The following is a 19554-nucleotide window of genomic DNA, read 5'->3' as shown; positions in this document are numbered from 1 at the left end:
CGGCACCACGAATACGGCCCGGAACCAACAGGTTCCGGGCCGTATTTGCGTGTCGGGCGATTCCGTCGTTCGCTGTCGTCGGGCGAAAACGCCTCAGAGCGCGCCGCTTTCGATATCGCGCTTGATGCCCTCCTGCGTCGCCTGGTGCGCGGCCACCCCGTTGCCGGCGGTGAAGTCGATCAGGGCCGCATCAGCGACGAAGGTCAGATGCTCGTTGACGGTGGTCGTGCCGTCACCGTTGTCGGTGAAGGTGATCAGCTGGTGGGTGGTCACATTCGGGACGTCCCAGCTGTCGGTCGTGTAGTAGTGCTCGTCCGGGTGCAGGCGCTGCTCGGCCTGGGTGTGCCCGGGGAAGGTGACCGGGCCCATCGGAATGTCCTCGAGCGCGGTGAAATCCGCGATCTGCGTGTCACCGTCATCGCAGGTGCGGTGGACGATGATGTCCTTCAGGAACGAGTGGCGGCCGATACCATTGCGGACATCGGTGTACACGTCCCACACCTTGTCCAGCGGCGCCGCGATGGTGACCGGCAGATTCACCTCGGTCACCGATCGGCCGTCGGCCGGATTCTGCTGCTCGGCCTCGTAGATCGACCAGCTGACCTGCCATTCCAGTTTGTAGTCGTTCTCCGACTCGATGCAGGACGGCGCGTCGTCCGCGCGTGCCATCGCCGACCCCACCGCAGGCGACCCCATCGTCGCGCAGGCTATCGCCAGCGCATAACCCACCTTGAACCTCACCGGGCGGACTTTACCCCGGTCGCAACCTACCGGCAGGTTTCCTGCGAAGTCGCGGCTACCGTGTCCCGGGCCGGTCCCCGCGCTCCAATTCCACTGCGCGCTTCATCATTTCGCGTGCGCGGGTGCGGTCGCCGGCGTAGTCGTAGGCGCGGGCGGCGCGGTAGTTGGTGCGCCAGTTCTGCGGGTCCGCCTCGAATTCCTGCTTCACCTGCTCGAAAAGCGCGTCGGCAGCAGCCTTCTCGATACGTCCGGACGGGCGGCGCGGCAGATCGGAGACATCCAGCTCGCCGCCCTCGTCGTGCATACGGCGGGCCAGGTGCTGGTGGGCGAAGGCGGCGCGGACACTGGTCGCCACGATCCACACGCCCAGCACCGGCAGGATGAACACGCCGATGCCCAGGCCCACCGCGGCCGGCTTACCGGTGGCGATCAGGTCGATCCCGATCCGGCCCAGCAGCACGAAGTAGAACCCGAGCACCACCACCAGGGCCGCGATGAAACCGACCCGCTTGAAGACCTCGCGGCCGTTGCCGTCGGCAGGATTCGCGGTGGGCGTGCTCACAGGTCGAGCAGCGGGTCGATGCCCACGGTGAGACCGGGGCGCAGCGGCGTCTTGCGCACGCCCAGCAGCACACCGGGCACGAAGGAGGTGCGGTCGAGCGAGTCGTGGCGGATGGTCAGCGTCTCCCCCTGCGTGCCGAACAGCACCTCCTGGTGCGCGACCAGTCCGGCCAGCCGCACCGAGTGCACCCGCACGCCGTCCACGTCCGCGCCACGCGCACCCTCCAGCTCCTGGCTGGTGGCGTCGGGGCTGCGGCCCACACCCGCTTTCTCCCGGGCCGCGGCGATGAGCGCGGCGGTCCGGAAGGCGGTGCCCGACGGCGCGTCCGCCTTGTTCGGGTGGTGCAGCTCGATGACCTCGACCGAGTCGAAGAAGCGCGCGGCCTGCTCGGCGAACCGCATGCTCAGCACGGCGCCGATGGCGAAGTTCGGCGCGATCAGCACCCCGACCTCCGGCTTGGCCGCCAGCCAGCCCTTCACCTGCTCCAGCCGCTCGGCGTCGAAGCCGGTGGTGCCGACCACGGCGTGAATCCCGTTCTCCACCAGCCACTTCAGATTGGGCATCACCACATCCGGGTGCGTGAAGTCGACCACGACCTCTGTTCCGGCGGCCGTGAACGCCTCCAGCGAATCGCCCTTGTCGACCTCCGCCACCAGCTCCAGATCCGCGGCCGCCTCGACCCCGGCACAAATGGCCTGCCCGACCTTGCCGCGCGCCCCGAGCACACCCACCCGGATCCGGTTCGTGGTCACCTGGTCTCCTTCGCTATGACCGATCAAGGAACGGGTCGAGCCTATCGGGTCGGCGAAACGCCACGCGCGCGGCCGTTTCGGACGAGTCGGCCGCCAGCTTCGAGGCACAGGTGCGGCCGACCTTCTCCGGGTCGGCGGTCACAGCTGGTCGTAGACCCCGACGAGCCGGTCGAGGACCTCGGTGGCGGACCTCAGCACGGCGATGTCCTGATCGGCCAGTTCGTCTCGCAGGGCGTCGGTCATGGCCGTCATGCGCTCGCGGCACCGGATGCGCCCGGCCTCGGTCAGCGTGACCAGAACCGAGCGTTTGTCGCCGGGCGGGCGTTCCCTGGTGACGTATCCCGCCGCGGCCAGGCCGTTGACCAGCTGAGTGGTTGCGGCGCCGGTTGTTTCGGCCATGGCGGCGAGTTGGCCGATCGTGAGCGGCCCGCGGTCGGCCAGCGCACGCAGGGCGCGCGCATGGGTGAGCGACAGCGCCTTGGGGGATCGGGTCGCGCGCCCCCGGAGCCGGGAGTCCGCCGCGCTGAGCCGGTAGGCGGCCCGGGCCAGCAGGTCGAGGGCTGTCGCGCGGTCCGCATCGAGGTCTTCGGTCACGGTGGGTCTCCTGTCGGCGGATCGTGCGGGGTTGACAGCAGCTTAGTCTAAGTACTTAATAGATAAGTACTTATCTTATTGAAGGAGCACCCACCATGACCACTCGATCCCTGGGCCAGAGCTGGGCCCTCGACATCGCCCTCGCCCAGGGCGGATTCGACGCCCTGCATCCGCAGGCGAAGGGCACCATGGAGCAACTCGGTCACGACCACACCGACTTCGACAAGGTCTTCGAACTCGTGCAGAGCGGGGCGATGCTGCCCAAGGCGTGGGTGACCATCGCCGCCCAGGCCGAGGAGCGCGCCGCCCACCATGAGCGAAACGGGTTCGCGCGCACCGCCGCCGACCTCTACACCCGGGCGGCCGTGATGTGGGGCCGGGCCCAGTACTCGATCTTCGAGGCGGCCGATCCACGCAAACTCGCGTTCCGCGACCGCGCCAACCATTGCGTCGAACGGCTCGGAGAACTGCGCGGCGGACTGGTCCGGAGGGTGGCGCTGGACTTCGAGGGCAAGCAGATCTTCGCACTGCTGCATCTGCCGGCGGGGCCGGTGCATCGGGCCCCGGCGGTGATTCTCGGCCCCGGCATGGACATGATCAAGGAGGACTACATCGCCGCAGCCGAGCGGTACTACACCTCGCGGGGCATGGTCGCGCTGTCCATCGAGGGCCCTGGGCAGGGCGAGAGCCGGGCGCACGGCCTGACCGTCGACCTCACCAACTACGAACGCGCCGTGCGGCATTACATCGACTATCTGAGCGAACTGCCGGAAGTGGATCCGCTCCGCATCGGCATGTTCGGCATCAGCATGAGTGGGTATTGGGGATCGCGTGCGGCCGCGACGGAGCCGAGGCTGGCGGCGTTGGCGGCCTTCGAGGCGCCGACCGGCGATTTCCGGACCATCTTCGAGCAAGCGCAGCCGACCTTCAAGAACAACTACATGTACATGGCGGGCTGCGACGACGAAGCGGCCTTCGACCGGGATCTGAGGGACCGGATGCCGCTGAATGATCTGGTCGGTGACATCGCGTGCCCGGTGCTGTACGGCATCGGCGAGTTCGACGAGCTGACCCCACTCGAACAGGCGCTCGCCAATTACGAACTCGTTCGCGCGCCCAAGGAGATTCGCGTCTACGAGGGCGAATTCCATCCGCTGGGAGGCGTGGCGGCCGAAGTCTTCCGATTCGGCGCCGAATGGCTGGAACGAGCCCTGGCCGGCGAGTTCACGACGCCGGGACGCGATGTGCGGCACTACGTCCACCGCGACGGACGCACCACCGACGGCACCGCCGATCCGCAATGGTGGTCGGGCGCAGTGCCGTTGGCCATCCAGCGGCTGCGCTCGGCGTGAGCACCGATCCCGAAGTCGCCCGCCGCTCAGCGCAATTGCGCGCTGACGCCCGGTCCGCGGGCGGCACACCGCGAGCCGTTCGACATCCCGGCCGACCGGGACTCGAAAGGCCGGGTGCGCAATGGATTCCCTTGCGCGCCGGGCCTTTCGGGTCGGTGGGCTAGCCGGTGTAGCCGGTCAGCTTGTAGACCGTGGTGTTGCCGATCTGCTGGGGTGTGAAGGTCGCGGTCACCCAGTCCGTGATGTCGGTGTGCTGGTTGCGACCGAAGCCACCCTGGTTGCCCGGGCCGCCCTGCGCGCCCTGCTCGGGCTGGGCGCCTTGGCGGGCCGGCTGATCGGCGGGGTTCTGGCCGCCGCCCTGCTGCCGGTTGCGCTCACCTCCGGCGGCGGGGGCGCCGGGCTCACGGTTGCCGTTCCCGTTGCCGCCGTTGCCGTTCCCGTTGTCGCCGTCGCCGTTGCCGTTTCCGCCACGGTCATTGTTGTTCTGCACGATGTAGTAGCCGATCTTGCCGGTCTTCACATCGGCTTGGAACTCCGCCAGGGTCGGGGTCGGGTCGCTGCCGGAGAAGCCGCCGATGGCCATGACCGCCTTGTCGGTCTGCAACTCCAGGCCCGCCGCGGCGGAGGAGCCGTTGATCGCGGCTGCCCATGTCGAGTCGGACGTCTTCAGCAGGGCCGCCAGCTGCTGGTTGGGCTGGGACTGACCGAAGCCGCCGCCACGGCCGCCCACGGCACTCGCCGGCCCGACGGTCGGGCCGCCGCCACCGTGCGGGGTGGCGATGGTGGCGATCGAGTAGGCGGTCGCGCCGGACAGGCTCGCGAACAGGCCGAGCGCCAGTGCCGCGGCGGCGAGACGGCGGTTGTCCCGGGCCCACGGCAGCACGAGCAGCACGGTCGCCACGACGGTCAGTGCCAGAACCGCCCAGCGCAGTTCGGGGTACCAGCCGCTGTTGCGGTGCAGCAGTACGAAACTCCACACGCCGGTGGTCGCCACCAGCGCGGCCAGGCCGAAACGGCCGAGGATGGTGTCATGCCTGGTCCACATCTCGTGGATGCCGACCGCGAACATGCCGGCCACGGCCGGTGCGATCGACAGGCAGTAGTACGGGTGCACGGTGCCGCTCATGTAGCTGAGCACGCCGCCGTCGATGAGGATCCACAGCCCGAACAGGATCGCGGCCGCCCGCACCAGGTCGGTGCGCGGCGCCCGGCCCCGCGAGACCAGCACCAGCACCATGGCCACCAGCGCGGCCGGCAGCAGCCAGCCGATCTCGAAGCCGAATTCACCGGTGAACAGCCGTCCCACGCCGCGGACCTGCCCGCCGAAGCCGCCGAATCCACCGCCGCCGTGTCCGCCCGGACCGGCCTGCGCGGCCGTGTCCGCCGCGGCGGCCGGATCGGGTGCCGCGGTGGTCGGGTCGTGCGGCGCGCCACCGCCCGGAGCACCACGGTGGTTGCGGCCGAGCACGCGGGCGAAGCCGTTGTAGCCCAGCACCAGATTCATGAAGTTGTTGTCGGTCGAGCCGGCCAGATACGGGTGGCTCGACGCCGGCCACAGCAGCGTGACCAGCACGTACCATCCGCTCGACACCACCAGCGCGACGAGCGCCCCGACCAGCTGCACGAGGCGGGCGCGGATCGAATTCGGCGCGGCGATGAGATAGACCAGCCCCAGCGCGGGCAGCACCATCAGGCCCTCGAGCATCTTGGCCAGGAACGCGAACCCCAGCGCCACACCGGCCAGCAGAATCCACTTGGTCGAGGCGCGTTCGAGAGCGCGAACCGTGGCGTACGCACCGGCCATCATGAGCAGCACCATGACCGCGTCCGGGTTGTTGAACCGGAACATCAACGCCGCGACCGGCGTCAACGCCAGCGCGGCTCCGGCGAGCAGGCCGGTGTAATGGCTACCCGTCAGCCGCCGCACCGCGCCGTACAGCAGCCCCACCGCGGCCACCGCCATCAGGGCTTGCGGAATCAGCATGCTGGCAGTGGAGAATCCGAAGATCTGCCCCGACAGCCCCATCACCCACTGCGACACCGGCGGTTTGTCGACGGTGATGAAGTTCGCGGGATCCAGTGAACCGAACAGGAGCGCTTCCCAGTTCTTCGACCCGGCCCACGCGGCCCCGGCGTAGAACTGGTTGCCCATCCCATTGATGGTGATGTTCCACAGATACATCACCGCCGTCGCGACTAGGAGCGCGGCCAGACCGGCACGTTCGGCGGTCTTACCGCTGAACCGTCCGGCCTCCTGTGCAGCCGCCGCGGGCGGCGGCGGAACCACTGGCGGGTTGTCCTGGAGTGATGTGGTCACGCTGACCATTCAGCGCCCCGGAGTCCAATGAACCCTGTGAGCCCGCAGGGAGCTTCCGGTGAGCCGCGCCCACCAGCCCTGCCCTGGCCACGGCCCTCGTCGTCGGTCTCTTCGCGGTCCGCGGCGGTCGAGTGGGCTGCTGGAACCTTCCGGCCGGCGCCTGTGGGCCCTTAGGCTGCGGCCGCGCAGACGTTCCGGATTCGGCTGAAAGTGGTTGCCACACTTCTCTTTCCGTGGCTAAACACCGTCGGCAGCAGACGGTGCTGCGCTGTGCCGGAGTTGTGGCGTGCGGAGGTGGGTGGGGCTGTGGCCGGTGTGGTGGCGGAACCATCGGGAGAAGGCGCTGAGTTCGGAGAAGCCGAGTTCGGTGGCGATGGCGGTGAGGGTGCGGTCGTGGTGGGTGAGGTAGCGGTGGGCGAGATCGAGGCGGGTGGTGTTGAGGAGGGTGGTGAAGGTTTCTCCGCTGCGGGCCAGGTATCGGTGCAGAGTTCGACGGTCGATGCCGAGGCGGGCGGCGACGGTGGCGGCCGAGCACTGATGGGTGGGCAGCAGTGTTTCGATGATGGCGCGCGCTTGCTCGGCGGTGGATTCGCCGACCGGGGTCAGGGATCGCAGGTATTCACGGGCATAGGGACGGAGCAGGGGGTCGGCGAGCGGGTTGGCGGTGTCGAGGTCGTGGGTGTAACACACGATGCCGTTGAAACTCTGCTCGAATTCGATTGTGGGCCCGAGGATCCGGTGGGAATCGCCGCGCTGTTCGGGTGCGCCGTGGGTGAAGCAGACCGACAGCGGATGCCAGGACTGACCGAGGAGCTCTCGCAGGATGCGGCAGGTGGCACCGACGGTGAGCTCGGTGGCCTGCCGACCGAGCGAGGCTCCGGGTGCGGCCTGGACGTGAATGGTGGTCAGACTGTCGGCCTGGGTGAGCCGGGTGCGCAGCGCCTCATTGTGCAGGGAGATATAGCGGAGCACGATCTGCAGGGCACTGCGAATATCGGGTTCCTCGCGGGCGACCAGCGCGACCGGCCCGAGGTTGGCCAAGCTGCGACGCTCGGCCAGGTGTAGGCCGAATTCCTCGCAGTTCGCTTCGCGCGCAGTGCGTTCCAACAGCAGATCCACCGCGGCGGCGGGCAGCCAGGAATCGCTGGCGCTGACCGCTGCGGCGCCGATGCCCACCGATCGCAACATCAGCATCGGGTCGATTCCCAATGACAGGGTCAAATCGACATAGCCGGACAGGACGGCGCTTCGGACCATCGGAGCCATCGGCACCCCTCCTTCGAGATGTCCCAGATTGTCAATCTTTCGGTCCCGTTCAGTCAAACATGATGACTCGGCCACGCATACCGTGACGGCTATCACGTTCACCGCATCACAGGAGCTGCCCGTGACCACCGAGTCCACGTCCGTGCCCACGCCCGCCGTCGACGCCATGCGCGCACAAGGAGCATGGAATCCGTTGTGGGACAAGCTGTTCGACTGGGACCCGGAGTGGACCGAGCAATTCATGTCCATGGGTACGCTGCCGATCCGCCGTGGCGTGCTGTCCCCACAGTTCGTCGAGTTGCTGAGCATCGCGGTCGACGCCGCGTGCACCCACATGTACTCGCCGGGCGTGCGCCGCCACATTCGCGCCGCCCTGGAGCTCGGCGTGTCCCGCGAGGAGATCCTCGCCGTCCTCGAGCTGACCAGTGTGCTGGGCATTCACGCGTGCAACATCGGGGTCCCCGTGCTCGCCGAAGAACTCGACGCCTTCGAGCGTCGCCGCGCGCAACAGCGGTGAATCCGCTGCCGCAACGCGCAACTCACCAGAATCAGGAAGGACGATAATGCACTATCTCGACGATTCGCTGCTGCCGGAGAACCAGGAGAAACTGGTCATCCAGGTAGCGCCTTACGGCCCGGAATTCCTGCCAGGAGATTCCGACGACATTCCGGTGACGATGGACGAGCAGGTCCAGAAGGCGGTGGACTGCTACAACGCGGGCGCACAGGTGCTGCACGTCCACGTGCGGGAAGCCGATGGACACGGGTCGAAGCGGCTCGAGCTGTTCAACGAGATGCTCGGCCGCCTGCGCGAAGCGGTACCCGAGATGATTCTCCAGGTCGGCGGTTCGATTTCGTTCGCGCCACCGGAAGGCGGCGACCAGGCGAAGTGGCTGGATTACGACACCCGCCACCTGCTGGCCGAGCTGGATCCGAAACCGGATCAGGTCACCATTGCCATCAACACCAGCCAGATGAACGTCATGGAGTTGCTGAGCGACGACGATATCGCGGGCACCTCGCTGCAGAACCCGGTGCTGGCCAGGGCGTATCGCGACATGGTGGTCGAGGCTGGGCCGGAGTTCCATCTCGAGCATCTGCGGCGGCTGACCGCGGCGGGTATCCAGCCACACTTCATGCTCGGCTCGGTGCATCAACTCGAGACCGTCGAGCGGTTGATCCGCCGCGGCCTCTACACCGGCCCGCTGGTGCTGAATTACGTGGCGATCGGCGGCGGCGCGGCGGGCCTGCATCCGGCGGACCTGCTCGAGTTCATCCGCCGCACTCCGGACGGCGCGGTGCTGACCATCGAAACGATCATGCGCAATGTCACCCCGATGTGCACGATCGCGATCGCGCTGGGCCAGCACGTCCGAGTCGGCATCGAGGACAACCTGTGGGGCCGCAAGGGCGAACGACGCACCTCGGTCGAACAGGTCGAGCAGATGGTCCGCATTGCCGACGAGCTCGGCCGCGGCGTGGCCTCCTGCAAGGAGGCGCGCGACATCTACCTGTTCGACCAGGTCTACGCCGACACCGACGACGCGCTGGCCAAGATCGGGTACCCGCCCAACCGGCAGCCCGGCCAGGTCGGATTCCTGCACCACGCTTGATCTTTCGCAGGTGAGTGCGCCGGTCGCACCCGGTGCGGCCGGCGCACCACGCAAATGTGTTCGTCGACAGGATCCGGCCTCGCCGGTCCGTCGGTTCCACCAGGCTCGAGGAAGCGCCATGGACATCTCCACCACCCCCACCGACTTGTCGGCGACGGCCGCAGGACCGTCGCGAGCCCGCTCACGGAGCTTCCCGTGGGTCGTGTTCGGACTGACCTTCGGATTGATGCTGTCGGACTACATGTCCCGTCAGGTGCTATCGGCGGTGTTCCCGCTACTGAAAAACGAATGGGGACTGTCGGATTCACGGCTGGGCTCATTGAGCAGCATCGTGGCCCTGATGGTGGGGCTGCTGGCGTTCCCCCTGTCCCTGGTGGCGGATCGCTGGGGACGCGTGCGCAGCATGCTGATCATGGCGACGGTCTGGAGTCTGGCCACTCTGCTGTGCGCGCTCGCCACCGGATACGGGCAGATGCTGAGCGCGCGTTTCCTGGTCGGAGTCGGTGAAGCCGCCTATGGCAGCGTTGGCGCCGCGGTGATGCTGGCGGTGTTCGCCCCGCACCTGCGCGCCTCCCTGAGCGGTGCGTTCCTGGCGGGCGGCTCGTTCGGGTCGGTCCTGGGTGTCGCGCTGGGCGGTGTCGTCGCCGCGCACATCGGCTGGCGCTGGACCTTCTCCCTGATGGCCGGGCTCGGGCTGCTCCTGGTCGGCACGTTCCGCATGGTGGTCACCGAATCCGCTTTGGGCCGACACACTTTCGCCGAATCAGCGGCGACCGACGAAGCGGCTGCCACGCCGACCGGCGCCGCCGTGCGGGCACCGCTCTCGAGCCTGTTCTCATCGGTGTCGGTGTGGTGCGCCTACGTCGGCGGCGGTCTGCAACTGTTCGTCGCAGCCGTGCTGATGGCCTGGCTGCCGAGCTTCTTCAACCGCTCCTATTCCATGCCAACCGACCGCGCCGGGCTTGTGGCCTCGGGATATGTACTGCTTATCGGGACCGGAATGATTGTGTGCGGCATCATCACCGACCGCGTCGGCCGACGGCACCCGATACGTCAATGGAGCACTGCACTGGTCTACTGCGCGGTCTCGCTGGTCCTGCTCACCATCGCGTTCAGCCTCGGCACCGGTGCCGCCCAGCTGACCATCCTGGCGCTGGGAGCGGTGACCGCCGCCGGATCGGCGGGAGCGACGACCTCGATGGTCGCCAGCCTCACCCACGCCAGCCTGCGGGCGACCGCTCTCGCCACGGTGACCTTGGCCAACAACATCTTCGGGCTCGCCCTGGGGCCGCTGGTCGTGGGCCTCCTCGCCGACCGTTACGGGCTCGCCGCCGCGCTGCGCCTGGTTCCGCTCGCGTATATCGGCGCCATAGCCGCCCTGGCGGTGGGCAAATACGCCTACCCGGCCGGGCTGCGCTGCCTCGCCCGATTGGAAACGAGCCGCCCGGCCGCCTGACCACGTTCGACGCCGCCGCGAACCAGATCGCGCATCTGCTCGCCGCACACGGCATCGAACCAGCTGACAAGGTCGCGCTGTCGTGCCCCAACCCGGCGGGAACTGAAAACACTTGCGCCGCAAACTCATCACCGCTCATGTGCGGTCGAAACCGGGCAGATCATCAGCCCCAACGGCGGAGCCGTGATCTGACCTCGAGCTCGCGAACACCTGAAAGTCCTACCGGAGCATCGATTTGAGCTTCTCCACCGAGCCCGCCGTCGTCATCGTCCCGGGGCTCAACGCGCGCGGTCGCCTGCCGTTCCAAACCACTCTCGCGGCCAGGACCAACGACCCGTTCGCCAACGTCCGGCGAGTGACCGGGATGGCCGAAGCCTGGGGAAGCAGGCCGGTCGATCTCGGTCCGGTCGGGCACCTCGACTCCGCCGCCGGCTACGGGCCGTGGCCGCGGGCCACCTCGCTGCTGACCGAACTGGTCTCGCGCACAAAGCCTTCCACCATGGAAGTACACCGATGAACCGAGGAAACACCCGATGAGGAAAACCACCACCGCCGTGCTCGCCGCGACCGCCCTCGCGCTGACCGCCGCGACCGCCAACGCCGCCCCGCAACCCGGCCACGCCGAAAATGCCGACGTCCACTACGAAGTCACGCGTCAAGGCGATGCCGTGCTGCTGACCATCAGCGGCGGAGCCGTGAAACTCGCCGGAGACCAACTCGTTCTCGAGGATGCCACCGACCGGCCGATCGCCGCGATCCCGCTCACCTACCGCATCGACAACACCGCCTACCCGATCGCCGCCCGAATCGACGGTGGCACAGCAACACTCACCCCCGACAAGACCGCCGGACAACCCGTGCCGGCCGCGCAGGCCGTCACCCCCGACCAGACCATCACCACCGATCGGGCCGCCACCCAGGTCACCGAATCCTTCACTCCCCGTGACAACCAAGCCCTCGGCGTGTTCGCCCAGCGCGCAGCCATCGGAGCCGCCGTCAGCGCGGTCCTCGGCGCTGTACTCGGCGCGGGCGTCGGGTGTCTGGTCGGTGCGGCCGCCGGTGCCGTGCTCACCAGTCCCGTCATGGCACTGCTCGTCCCCTTCGTCGGTGCCACCATCGCGGGCTGTGTCCTGGGCGCCGCCACCCTCGGTGCCGTCGGAACGATGGCCGGACTCGTCGTGGCCGGCGGGCCCATCACGCTGTTCTCCGCGATCCAATACTTCTCCACGATCCTTGCTCCCTGCCCGCCCGACCTCGCCTACTGCAAAGACCCCGCACAGGCCACCAACCCCAGCAAGTAACAACCCACGACGGTCCCCGAAACCGTCGGCCGCCACACCGGTACGGCCGACGGTGGGAAGACCGCCTCCGCCAGACGGCGAACGGCGTGCGGCGAACGGACCAGTCGGGATATTGTGGCTGGTGCCCGGTGGGGAGATCACGAGTGGCCGATGGTCGAGAGAGATCTGTTCATGACGCAGCGTGATGTCGATGTCGTCACGGAGTTGCGTGCTGCGGGTTTCGAGGAGGCCGTGGAGATCGGGCGGGGCGGTTTCGGGGAGGTGTTCCGCTGTAGCCAGCCGGCCGCGGGTCGCACGGTCGCGGTGAAGGTGCTGACCGGCGAGCTGGACGAGAATCGGGAGCGTTTCTTTCGCGAGCAGCGTGCGATGGGGCGGCTGACCGGGCACCCGAACATCGTCGACATGCTCGAGGTCGGTGAGACCGCAGGTGGTCACCCGTACCTGGTCATGCCCTATCACGCTCGCGGGTCCCTGGATGCGCGCCTGCGCCGCGACGGTCCGTTGTCGCTGGCAGAGGTGCTGCACCTGGGGGTGAAGATCGCCGGGGCGCTGGAAACCGCGCATCGAGCCGAGGTGCTGCACCGCGATATCAAGCCGGGAAACATCCTGCTCACCGACTACGGTGAGCCCGCCCTGACCGATTTCGGGATCGCCCACATCACCGGTGGATTCGAAACCGCGACCGGCACGATCACCGGATCACCGGCGTTCACCGCACCGGAGGTCCTCGGTGGTGACCCCCCGAGCCGGGCCTCGGATGTGTACGGGCTGGGCGCCACACTGTTCTGCGCGCTGACCGGGCATGCGGCCTACGAACGCCGCAGCGGCGAGGAGGTCGTCGCGCAATTTCTGCGAATCACCCAGCAACCGGTACCGGATCTGCGGGAGCAAGGAATTCCCGACGATGTCTCCGCGGTGATCGCGGCGGCCATGTCCCGCGAACCACGCGGCCGCCCCACCGCCGCGGAGTTGGGCGAGCAACTGCGTCAGGTAGAGCGCGATCACGGTTTCCGGGTCGATGCGATGACGCTGCCGCCCGAACCAGCGGCCGAGCACGCATCTGTTGTCACGCCGGTGCCCGCGGCGGAGAGTCGTACCGCGAACCTGCCGCTCGAGCTGAGCAGCTTTGTCGATCGGCGGATCCAGCTGACCGACATCAAGAACCTGCTGGCGGGGTCACGTCTGGTGACGCTGACCGGTATCGGCGGGGTCGGCAAGTCACGGCTCGCGCTGCACGTCGCCGACAAGGTGCAGCGAAATTTCACCGCCGGTGTGCAATTGGTCGAGTTGAGTGATCTGCACGATGAAACACTTTTGGTCGACGTCGTGGCCACCGCTCTCGGTCTGCGAAACCAGAGTGCCCGGCCGACGCTCGAGGTGCTTTTGGAGTTCTTGTCCGAGCGCAATCTGCTGCTGGTGCTGGACAACTGCGAGCACATGATCGAAGCGGTCGCAGCGCTGACCGAATCGCTGCTACGGACCTGCCCGCAAGTGCGGATTCTGGCGACCAGTCGAGAGGCACTCGGCGTCGGCGGGGAATCGGTGTTCGTGGTGCCGCCATTGGGGATTCCCGATATGGCGAGCAAACCCGGGCTGCGCGTGGTGACCCGCCACGACGCGGTGACATTGTTCGCCGAGCGAGCCGCCGCGGCCGTGCCGGGCTTCGAGGTAACCGATGACTCCATGCTCAGCGTGGCCGGGATCTGCACTCGACTCGACGGGCTGCCGTTGGCGATCGAGCTGGCCGCGGCCCGGCTCCGCACGATGTCGCCCGAGCAGATCCTGACCCGGCTCGACGACCGCTATGCGCTGTTGACTCGCGGGAGTCGTGGTGCCCCAATGCGGCAGCAGACCCTGCGGTGGTGCATCGACTGGAGCTATGACCTGTGCACACCGGCCGAGCAGCGGTTGTGGGACCAGCTGTCGGTGTTCGCAGGCACTTTCGAGCTCGATGCGGTCGAGCAGGTGTGCGGCACCGACCTGACCGAGACGCAATTGCTCGACACCTTGTCCGCGCTGGTGGACAAGTCGATCCTGATCCGCGAGGAAACCGAGGGCACGGTCCGCTTCCGGATGCTCGAGACCGTTCAGGAATACGGCAGAGAGCAGGCCGAGGACAGCGGGAGATACCCGGAATACGTTCGGCGGCATCGGGATTGGTGCGAGCGGTTGGCACTCCAGGTGGAAGCGGAATGGATCGGCCCGCACCAGCTGCAGTGGATTGCCCGGTTGGAGCGGGAGCTGCCGAATCTGCGAAAAGCGCTGGAATTCAGCCTGTCCGAGTCGGGCGAAACCGCGTTGCGGATCGTCACCGCCCTGTACATGTTCTGGACATTGCGCGGGCGGCTCAGCGAGGGACGTCGCTGGTACGAGCGCGTGCTGGCCCAATCGACCGATGCACAGCCGCTGGGTCGGGCCAAGGCTCGCTGTGGGGCCGCCACGATGGCCGTCCTGCAGGGTGACCTACCGGCCGCCGCCGAGCATGTGGCGCAGCTCGAGGCACTGGCCGAGCAGACGGCGGACCCACTGGTCGCAGCCCTGCTCGCCCACGCCAAGGGAAACTACTTTCTCACGGGCGGAGCCGACAATCCGGCTGGTGCGGGTACCGCCCTGCTGGCCGATGCCATCGATACCTACGAGGCATCCGGTGACCTCAAATCACAGCTGGACGCCCGGATTTCGCTCGGCTGGGCCTACGCGCAACAGGGCGACATCCCGCGGGCTCTCGCAGGGCTCGAGAAGGCGCTCGCGATTACCGAATCCGCCGGTGAGACGGTGTATCGGTCGTGGGTGCTGTGGGCAATGGGATTCGCCGTGTGGCGAACGGGTGAGCCCGATCGCGCCACATCTCTGTTGCAGGAGGGAATTCGAGCGGCGCGACTGGTGTCCGATCCGGTCGTCGCCACCATCTGTCTCGAGGCGCTGGCTTGGATCGCGACCGAGCAGCGCGATGCCCGCCGCGCCGCTACCCTGCTGGGCGCCGCCGATACGCTCAGCCGCATCGGCGGCAGCTCCATCTCGATATTGCCCAATATGCTCGTCTACCACGAGGAATTCACCCGCCGCAGTCGCGAGATGCTCGGCGCGCGTGCCTTCGAGGCGGCCCATCAGGAAGGCGCCGCAATGGGTTTCGATGCCGCAGCGGGCTTCGCGCTCGGCGAGCAAGCCGAACCGGCCGCGCCGCCCCTGCGTTCCGGAGGAAAACTGACCAAGCGTGAGCGCCAGGTCGCCGATCTCGTTGCGGAAGGCCTGACCAACCGGGCGATCGCCGCCCGACTGGTGATTTCACCACGCACCGCCAATGCACACGTGGAACATATCCTGACCAAACTGGGGTTCACCTCGCGCACACAGATTGCGGCATGGGCCGCCGAACAGGCCGAACTCTGAACTGCGCCGGAATCAGGCGGGTCAGTCGAAGAGGATCACCTGTCGGAGGGCGTGGCCGGCGGCCAGTTCGTCCATGGCGGCGTTGATGTCTTCGAGGCGGATATGGGAGGAGACGAGGCGTTCGACGGGGAGGTTGCCCGCGCGCCACATGCGGACGAATTCGGGGATGTCGCGGGCGGGGACGGCGGAGCCGAGGTAGCTGCCGATGATCGCGCGGCCCTGGGCTACCAGGGCGAGGGGGGAGATGGAGGCGCGGGCGTCGGGAGCGGGGAGGCCTACGGTGACGGTGACGCCGCCGGGAGCCGTTGCGGCTACGGCGGTTTCGAAGGCTCGGATGTTGCCCGCGGCTTCGATGACCGCCTCGGCCTGGATATTGCCGGCGGCGATTTCCTGAGGGGTGTAGGCGGCAGTGGCGCCGAGTTCCAGGGCGGTCTTCAGTTTGTCGGGGACGGTGTCGACTGCGATGACCTCGCGGTCGGTGCCGGCGCGGAGGGCGGCGGCGACCAGGACGGCAGCCATACCGACGCCGCCGAGGCCGACGACCATGATGCGGTCCGCGGGACCGGGTTTGGCCGAATTCAGCAGGGCGCCACCGCCGGTGAGGACGGCGCAGCCGAGGACGGCGGCCACCTCGGGTGGGACATCGTCGTCGACCGGGACCACCGAGCGGCGGTCCACGACGGCATGCGTGGCGAAGGCCGAAACACCCAGGTGGTGATGGACTTCCGCGCCGTCGCGCAGCAACCGCCTTCCGCCGGCGAGCAATTCGCCCGCGTTGTTGGCGAGGCTGCCGGGTTCGCAGGGGGTGCGGCCGTCGGTGGCGCAGCCGGCGCACTCGCCGCAGCGGGGCAGGAAGGTCATGACGACCCGCTGGCCGACGCGCAGGTCGCTCTCGCCGGGGCCGACCGCCTCGATGCGGCCGGATGCCTCGTGGCCCAGCAGCATCGGCACCGGCCGCACCCGGTTGCCGTCGACCACGGACAGATCCGAGTGGCACAGCCCGGCCGCCTCGATCTTGACGAGCAGTTCGCCGGGTCCGGGTTCGCCCAGCTCCAGCTCGCTGATGGTGATCGGCTTCGAGTCGGCGAAGGGCGTCTGGGCCCCGATGCGTTCCAGGACGGCACCACGAATCCTCATGCGCCCGACGCTACTCCATCGCACCTTCCCAGACAGTGCGAAATCTGCTTCCATGGAGGCCGGACAGGAGCATCCATGAGCACATCGCTGACCACCGGCAATCGAGCCTGCAATCATGTGGTGACGCAGTTCTTCGGCAACGTCGCCCGCGCCTACGACACCGCCGCCCTGCAGCAGGTCGTCTACCGCCCGCCGCAGGATCAGGTCCTCGCCGAACTCCGCACCGCCGGATCGCGCCGCATCGCCGACATCGGCTGCGGCACCGGCATTCTCACCGCCCGCATCCAGCGCGAACTGCGCCCCGAGGCCGTCTACGGCGTGGACGCCTCGCCGGGCATGCTGGCCCAGGCCCGCGCCCGCTCCGCCGCCGTGCAGTGGCGGCAGGCCGCCGCGGAGCATCTGCCCTTCGCCGCGGGCGAACTGGACGCGGTCGTGAGCACCAGCGCCTTCCACTTCTTCGATCATCCGGTCGCGCTGCGCGAATTCCATCGGGTGCTGGCCCCCGGCGGGCTCGTCGCCATCGCGACCATGCATCCCTCCGGCCCGACCTCCCGGCCCATTCAGCGGCTCACCCGCAGCCCGCGCTTCCCGGCCCACGCGCCCTCACCGCGCGAAACCCGGAAACTGCTGCAGGACGCCGGATTCGAGGTCGTCGATCAGCGCAAGATCACCCGGCCGCTGCCGTCGTGGCTGATCCCCGACATCATCACCGTCGGACGGCGCGGGCGGTAATCGCGGTCACTTCCCCGGGTCGTCGCCGCCGCGAAAGCACACGGTGAGCTCGAGTTTGTTCCAGACCACCCAGACAGCGCCACGGCCGTCGCGCGGACAGCCCGCACCCGAGGTGGTGCCCTCGAGCACCGCGGTCGCCTGCACGATGTGGTCACCCGGAGTCCCGCAGGCGACCTTGGACGGGACGTCCATATCGGCGGTGTCGTAGCAGACCCCGGTCCGCCAGTCGAAGGTCAGGCACAGGTGATAACGGGCCTTGCCGGTCTTGTCCTTGGGTGCGGATTCCAGCGTGTACAGCGGGCCCGAGCACGGGTCCGGGCCGATCTGCACCACCCGGTAGTTCGCGTCCACCGAGTTGCAGTCCGACGGCTCCGGCGAGCCGGCCTTCCAACTCGGAGCGCCGGTGGCGTCCTTGGCCTGCTGGATGGGCACCTCGACGCAGTCCCCCGCCTTCAGAGCGGCCATCGGATCGGGGGCGTCGGGCTTGGCGGAGGTGGTCGGCAGCCCGGCCTGTACGAGTTCCGGTGGCGCGGCAATCGCCTTGCCCGCGACAGTGTCCCGGGGCAGCGGCGAGATCATGGCGGTCATCGCGCCGAACACCAGCACCCAGCCGACCAGGGCCGAGCCCGCGGCCACCGCGCGCGTCGCGCGGCTCGCCCGATACGGTGTCCGTCGCGCCCGGCTCGCGACCATCGCCGCGAGGCAGAGCAGCAGCATCGCCACACCGGCAACCCAACCGACGCCGTGGCTCCCCACCACACAATCCCCTGTCTCAACTCAACTCGTCTGCAAGCTATCCCACCGGTGAGCTTCGGGCAAAACCGGCGACCAGCCCGCGACGGGCTCAGGAGGCGAGTTCGGTGGTGGACTCGGCGAGCGCGGGCGGCCAGGGCGTCGGGGTGATATTGGCCGGTTTGGTGGCGGGGCTGGCGTCCCAGTCGAAGTGGACGCCGACCCATGCCCGGGGCTGTTCGAAGCTGATGGCGCGGGCGTCGAAGGAGACGCGGCGGAAGGAGATGTCGCCGAAGAAGTCGCCACCCGCGAAGACCACCGACCGCCCCGCGAACACGGCATCGGCGAAGGAGACCTTCCCGTGGTACTCGGCCCGGGCGAAGGACACCTCCTGGGTGCGGCCGGTGCGCCACCGCACCTGCGCGCCCAGCCGGGTGCCGTCGAAGGAACAGGACTCGGAGTAGAAGCGGGAACCGGCGAAAGTAACCCGCGCGCCGGTGAATTCGGCACCGGCGAAGCTGACCCGATCACCGTCGAACACGGCGCGTTCGAAGGTGGTCAGGGCCGCGCCGAAGCCGGCCTCGGCGAAGACGGCGGGCTCGCCCGCGAAGGTAGCGCGGTCGAATGCCGTTCGCGCACCGCGGAATTGCGCGCCCTCGAAACTCACGCCGCCACCGAAAGTGGCCTCGGTGAAGGTGGCTCCGGCATTCTCGCGATCGGTCCGGCCGACCTCGGTGTGCGCGAAGACCGCCCGGTCGAAGACGGCCATACTGCGGAAGATGGCCCCGCGGAAGGTGACCCGCTCCCCCAGGAACCGCGTCTGCTCGAAGGACACGGTGCGGCCGCTGAGGAACATGGCGTTGGTGAAGCGGGTGTTGCGGCCCGCGAACACTGCGTGCCGGAAGTCGGCGTCTTCGAACACGGCGTCGGAGAAGTCGAAATCACAGCCACACCATGGTGTTTCGGCCGTCGGCCGCAGATGCTCCGCGATCACCCGCACGATCGTGTCGCGGACCTGCCGGTCGTTCTGGCGATACGTGTACACCCGTTCCACGGCCGTGCCGTGATCCTCGATGCGCTGCGATTTGGAGACCAGGTGGCTGGCCCCCTCCTCCGGTTGATACGGCAGCCGCAGGTACCCGCACAGCACATCCACGCACTGCTGCCGCCGCCAGCGGGCGGAGAATTCGTCGGCCACCCCGGCCATGGCGTAGACCCCGGCGATGCGCACCGCCACATCGGGATCCCCGAGCTGACGGGCCGCGGCCCCGAAGACATCGGCGAAGCGCCCGCGCTCGGCATCACGCTGCCGCCGGTAGGCGACCACCAGGGCGACCGCTCCGAAGACACCCGCCGTCACGGCGAGCGAAATCTTGCTCAGATCCAGCTGATTCGGCGTCTCGGCCCGCGCGCCCAGGAAGTGCCACAGCACCCACCAGGTGACGCCCGCGACGGCGAGCCCGCCGAGCACGGCCACCACAGCCGACACCATCAGACCCGACCGGTGTACCGTCCGGCTCACCATCCCACCGAACCTCCACCGCCGCATAGCCGAAGAATAGCGACCCCGGCCCGGTCACGCATCGGATGCGACAATTCCACCGCGACT

General features: G+C 68.3%; 17 protein-coding genes. 8 read left to right on the top strand and 9 right to left on the bottom strand.

Annotated elements, in window-relative coordinates; all coding sequences use genetic code 11:
• Window positions 1-93: 93 nt before the first annotated feature.
• From ACFXHE_RS16105 to ACFXHE_RS16090, 4 genes are all read right to left on the bottom strand, one after another.
• Window positions 94-741 carry a hypothetical protein gene (locus ACFXHE_RS16105; RefSeq protein WP_379383689.1) on the bottom strand — a complete coding sequence of 216 codons (648 nt, stop codon included), beginning with the start codon at window positions 739-741 and terminating at the stop codon, window positions 94-96.
• Window positions 742-796: 55 nt separating this feature from the next.
• Window positions 797-1303, bottom strand: a complete 507-nt coding sequence (locus ACFXHE_RS16100; protein WP_379383688.1) for a hypothetical protein — start codon at window positions 1301-1303, stop codon at window positions 797-799.
• Window positions 1300-2055 carry a 4-hydroxy-tetrahydrodipicolinate reductase gene (gene dapB, locus ACFXHE_RS16095; RefSeq protein WP_379383686.1) on the bottom strand — a complete coding sequence of 252 codons (756 nt, stop codon included), beginning with the start codon at window positions 2053-2055 and terminating at the stop codon, window positions 1300-1302. Before dapB ends, ACFXHE_RS16100 begins: the two co-directional genes overlap by 4 nt.
• Before the next feature lie 138 nt (window positions 2056-2193).
• Window positions 2194-2649: a MarR family winged helix-turn-helix transcriptional regulator gene (locus ACFXHE_RS16090; protein ID WP_379383684.1), complete on the bottom strand. Its 456-nt coding sequence runs from the start codon at window positions 2647-2649 to the stop codon at window positions 2194-2196.
• Between the two features lie 95 nt (window positions 2650-2744).
• Between ACFXHE_RS16090 and ACFXHE_RS16085 the strand changes: the two genes are divergently transcribed.
• A complete protein-coding gene (locus ACFXHE_RS16085; RefSeq protein WP_379383683.1) occupies window positions 2745-4001 on the top strand; it encodes an alpha/beta hydrolase in 1257 nt (418 codons plus the stop codon).
• A gap of 160 nt (window positions 4002-4161) precedes the next feature.
• Here the strand turns inward: ACFXHE_RS16085 and ACFXHE_RS16080 are convergent, their stop codons facing one another.
• Window positions 4162-6327: an ArnT family glycosyltransferase gene (locus tag ACFXHE_RS16080; protein ID WP_379383681.1), complete on the bottom strand. Its 2166-nt coding sequence runs from the start codon at window positions 6325-6327 to the stop codon at window positions 4162-4164.
• Between the two features lie 228 nt (window positions 6328-6555).
• Window positions 6556-7584, bottom strand: coding sequence for an AraC family transcriptional regulator (locus tag ACFXHE_RS16075; protein WP_379383679.1), 1029 nt, complete (start codon window positions 7582-7584; stop codon window positions 6556-6558).
• A 166-nt stretch (window positions 7585-7750) separates the two neighbouring features.
• Here ACFXHE_RS16075 and ACFXHE_RS16070 point away from each other — a divergent pair, with 166 nt between their 5' ends.
• The 6 genes from ACFXHE_RS16070 to ACFXHE_RS16045 all read left to right on the top strand — a co-directional run bounded on the left by ACFXHE_RS16070 (window position 7751) and on the right by ACFXHE_RS16045 (window position 15344).
• Window positions 7751-8101, top strand: coding sequence for a carboxymuconolactone decarboxylase family protein (locus tag ACFXHE_RS16070; RefSeq protein WP_379384172.1), 351 nt, complete (start codon window positions 7751-7753; stop codon window positions 8099-8101).
• Between the two features lie 46 nt (window positions 8102-8147).
• Window positions 8148-9197: a 3-keto-5-aminohexanoate cleavage protein gene (locus ACFXHE_RS16065; protein WP_379383677.1), complete on the top strand. Its 1050-nt coding sequence runs from the start codon at window positions 8148-8150 to the stop codon at window positions 9195-9197.
• Window positions 9198-9315: 118 nt separating this feature from the next.
• Entirely contained in the window at window positions 9316-10653 is a 1338-nt protein-coding gene (locus ACFXHE_RS16060; RefSeq protein WP_379383675.1) for an MFS transporter, read from the top strand.
• A gap of 235 nt (window positions 10654-10888) precedes the next feature.
• The gene (locus ACFXHE_RS16055) at window positions 10889-11170 is read left to right on the top strand and encodes an alpha/beta hydrolase (protein ID WP_379383673.1); all 282 of its coding nucleotides are present in this window, start codon (window positions 10889-10891) and stop codon (window positions 11168-11170) included.
• Window positions 11171-11186: 16 nt separating this feature from the next.
• On the top strand, window positions 11187-11954 hold the full coding sequence (locus ACFXHE_RS16050) for a hypothetical protein (RefSeq protein WP_379383671.1): 768 nt from the start codon (window positions 11187-11189) through the stop codon (window positions 11952-11954).
• A 150-nt stretch (window positions 11955-12104) separates the two neighbouring features.
• The gene (locus ACFXHE_RS16045; protein WP_379383669.1) at window positions 12105-15344 is read left to right on the top strand and encodes a protein kinase; all 3240 of its coding nucleotides are present in this window, start codon (window positions 12105-12107) and stop codon (window positions 15342-15344) included.
• A 21-nt stretch (window positions 15345-15365) separates the two neighbouring features.
• Here ACFXHE_RS16045 and ACFXHE_RS16040 read toward each other — a convergent pair whose 3' ends face one another.
• Window positions 15366-16481: an alcohol dehydrogenase catalytic domain-containing protein gene (locus ACFXHE_RS16040; protein WP_379383667.1), complete on the bottom strand. Its 1116-nt coding sequence runs from the start codon at window positions 16479-16481 to the stop codon at window positions 15366-15368.
• Window positions 16482-16556: 75 nt separating this feature from the next.
• Between ACFXHE_RS16040 and ACFXHE_RS16035 the strand changes: the two genes are divergently transcribed.
• Complete coding sequence (locus ACFXHE_RS16035; RefSeq protein ID WP_379383666.1) at window positions 16557-17213, top strand: class I SAM-dependent methyltransferase; 657 nt, start codon at window positions 16557-16559, stop codon at window positions 17211-17213.
• A gap of 6 nt (window positions 17214-17219) precedes the next feature.
• On the opposite strand, the gene ACFXHE_RS16030 is transcribed toward ACFXHE_RS16035, so the two are convergent.
• Both ACFXHE_RS16030 and ACFXHE_RS16025 read right to left on the bottom strand, forming a co-directional pair.
• On the bottom strand, window positions 17220-17936 hold the full coding sequence (locus ACFXHE_RS16030) for a hypothetical protein (protein ID WP_379383664.1): 717 nt from the start codon (window positions 17934-17936) through the stop codon (window positions 17220-17222).
• 121 nt (window positions 17937-18057) lie between these two features.
• The gene (locus ACFXHE_RS16025; protein WP_379383662.1) at window positions 18058-19470 is read right to left on the bottom strand and encodes a pentapeptide repeat-containing protein; all 1413 of its coding nucleotides are present in this window, start codon (window positions 19468-19470) and stop codon (window positions 18058-18060) included.
• Window positions 19471-19554 lie beyond the last annotated feature (84 nt).

The organism is Nocardia sp. NPDC059229 (assembly GCF_042754165.1).
Lineage (GTDB): Bacteria > Actinomycetota > Actinomycetes > Mycobacteriales > Mycobacteriaceae > Nocardia.
This window is presented reverse-complemented; position numbering and strand designations above follow the sequence as displayed.